This window comes from Filifactor villosus (genome assembly GCF_042652965.1).
Classification (GTDB): Bacteria; Bacillota; Clostridia; order Peptostreptococcales; family Filifactoraceae; genus Filifactor; species Filifactor villosus.
The window spans coordinates 1-2,530 of the sequence record NZ_JBHSHL010000016.1; the positions used below are offsets into that span (position 1 = coordinate 1).

The following is a 2,530-nucleotide window of genomic DNA, read 5'->3' on the forward strand; positions in this document are numbered from 1 at the left end:
GAGCAATTCATTTGGCATCGATCGTTTTATGGTTAAGATGCCTTGTTTAATTTGTGTAGACACGCTCTAAGCGTTCAACATAAAATTTTTGAATTAAAACAAGGAAGTGGTATTCCTCATGTATATGCTAAGGACCTGGGACGATTCGAAATCCCAATCCCATCTCTTGAAACACAAGAAAAAATTGTAAAAACACTTGACAAATTCACAAATTATGTTACTGAATTACAGGCTGAATTACAGGATAGAACTAAGCAATATGAGTACTATAGAGATATGCTTTTAAGTGAGAAATATTTGAATAAAATTTCAGAAAAGATAGACAGATTAGAAAACAAAAGGTATCAAGTAAGATTTACTACTCTTGGTGAAATAGGTTTATTTACCAGAGGAAATGGACTTCAAAAAAGAGATTTTATTGCAAAAGGGAAACCTGTAATTCATTATGGACAAATATACACTCAGTATGGGTTTGAAACGGATAGAACAATTTCCTTTGTAAGTGATGATATTTTTTCTAAATTAAAAAAAGCAAAGTTTAGTGATATTTTAATCGCTACAACTTCCGAAAATATAGAGGATGTAGGGAAAAGCTTGGTTTGGCTTGGAAGTGAAGAAGTTGGATTTTCGGGAGATATGTATAGCTACAGTACGGTTGAAAATTCTAAGTATATTGCTTATTACTTTCAAACAGCAGAGTTTCAAAAACAAAAAGAAAAGAAAGTTACAGGAACAAAGTTAATTCGTATACACGGAGATGATATGGCTAAGTTTTCAATATCACTTCCGCCTATTCAAATTCAAAATAAAGTGGTCGAAATCCTTGATAAGTTTCAAGCGTTACTTTCTGAGACGCAAGGATTATTGCCTCAAGAAATTGAAGAAAGGCAAAAACAATACGAATATTATCGTGAAAAGCTATTGACATTTGATATAGAGAACGAGACAATTCCTAGACAGATAGACAGATAGACAGATAGACAGATAGACAGATAGACAGACAGACAGACAGACAGACAGATAATATCTGATAGTTATTTTGATATATTAAAAGAAGCTGCGGATATTGTAGATGTAAAAATGTTTAGTAATGTTAATAAAATAGTATTAAGTAGTATTGCAAGATATTCAAATCAAAAAATTTCTGCGGAATTATTAAATGTAGAGAATTATGTAGGTGTTGAAAATTTATTGAAGGATAAATTAGGCAAAGTGGATTCCAGTCATGTTCCAAAAGTAGGAAGTTTAATTGCTTTTAAACGGGGCGATATTTTGATAGGAAATATACGACCTTATTTAAGAAAGATTTGGATGGCGGATATTGACGGAGGAACAAATGGTGATGTGTTGGCAATTTCTATAAAAGAGGATTGTGAAAATATAATTGTTCCAAGATTTTTATATCAGATATTGTCCAATGAATCTTTCTTTGAATATGATATCAAATTTTCCAAAGGAGCAAAAATGCCAAGAGGAGATAAAAATAAAATTATGGAATATGAATTTGTACTTCCATCTGTCCCAGTCCAAGAATATATTGTTTCAATTCTTGATGAGTTCGATGCTCTTATCAATGATATTTCTCAAGGATTACCGAAAGAAATAGAGTTAAGGCAGAAGCAGTATGAGTATTATAGAGAGAAGCTATTGGACTTTAAGGGAAGAAATTAAGATATGAGGTGAGAGTATGGAGGAGTACGGTTCTTTAGTAGAAATAGCTCAAAGAATTAAAGATTCCAATAAAAAAATCACTTTATTGTACGCTTTCAATGCAACGGGGAAGACAAGATTGTCAATGGAATTTAAAAATCTTGTCAATGAGGTAAAAGACGATGAAGTTATTAAGCATGTAGTTTATTATAATGCTTTCACGGAAGATTTATTTTCTTGGGACAATGATTTAGAAAATGATAATGATAGAAAACTTAAGATTAATAAAAATTCAAGCTTTATTGACCTTATAGTAAGACAAGGAAAAGAAAATGAGATAGCAGAGAGATTTAAAGAATTTACTTCTTCAAAGATTGAACCTAATATCAATACAAGTACTGGAGAAATCACGTTTAGTTTACCTACCGGAGACGAGGAAGCTGTTGAAAATATCAAAATTTCCAAGGGTGAGGAAAGCATTTTTATTTGGGCTGTATTTTTTGTATTGATCGAAACAATTATAGCAGAGTTAAATATTGATGAAATCAGTGACAGAAGCACAGATGAATTTAATGCTATTCAATATATTTTTATAGATGATCCGGTTACCTCTTTAGATGATAATCATCTTATAGAGTTGGCGATTTCTTTAAGAGAGACGATATCTAATTCAAGGGCTGAGGAATTAAGATTCATAATCACAACACACCATGCTTTATTCTACAATGTGTTATTCAATGAGTTTAAGAGCGAGAGAAGCATAAAAGATAATAAAAAAGAATGTTGTTTGTTAGAAAAAAATAAAAATATAGGAAATACCGCACAAAAAGAGCTAATAGTTCCCTATAAGGAACAAAACTATGATAAAATAAAAGATATA

Annotated in this window: 3 protein-coding genes; all 3 read left to right on the forward strand. The window is 31.0% G+C overall.

Annotated features, from left to right (window positions below; genetic code table 11):
• Nucleotides 1–42: 42 nt before the first annotated feature.
• Nucleotides 43–972: a restriction endonuclease subunit S gene (locus ACFO4R_RS05345; RefSeq protein WP_379788015.1), complete on the forward strand. Its 930-nt coding sequence runs from the start codon at nucleotides 43–45 to the stop codon at nucleotides 970–972.
• A gap of 108 nt (nucleotides 973–1,080) precedes the next feature.
• Nucleotides 1,081–1,671, forward strand: coding sequence for a restriction endonuclease subunit S (locus ACFO4R_RS05350; RefSeq protein ID WP_379788016.1), 591 nt, complete (start codon nucleotides 1,081–1,083; stop codon nucleotides 1,669–1,671).
• Nucleotides 1,672–1,687: 16 nt separating this feature from the next.
• Nucleotides 1,688–2,530 (forward strand): hypothetical protein (locus ACFO4R_RS05355; protein ID WP_465254256.1); only part of this gene is annotated, 843 nt, incomplete at its 3' end.

Bases quoted from the DNA above. Each gene is read 5' to 3' on its own strand.
- ACFO4R_RS05350 (WP_379788016.1), top strand. From the start codon at position 1,081: ATGTTTAGTAATGTTAATAAAATAGTATTAAGTAGTATTGCAAGATAT.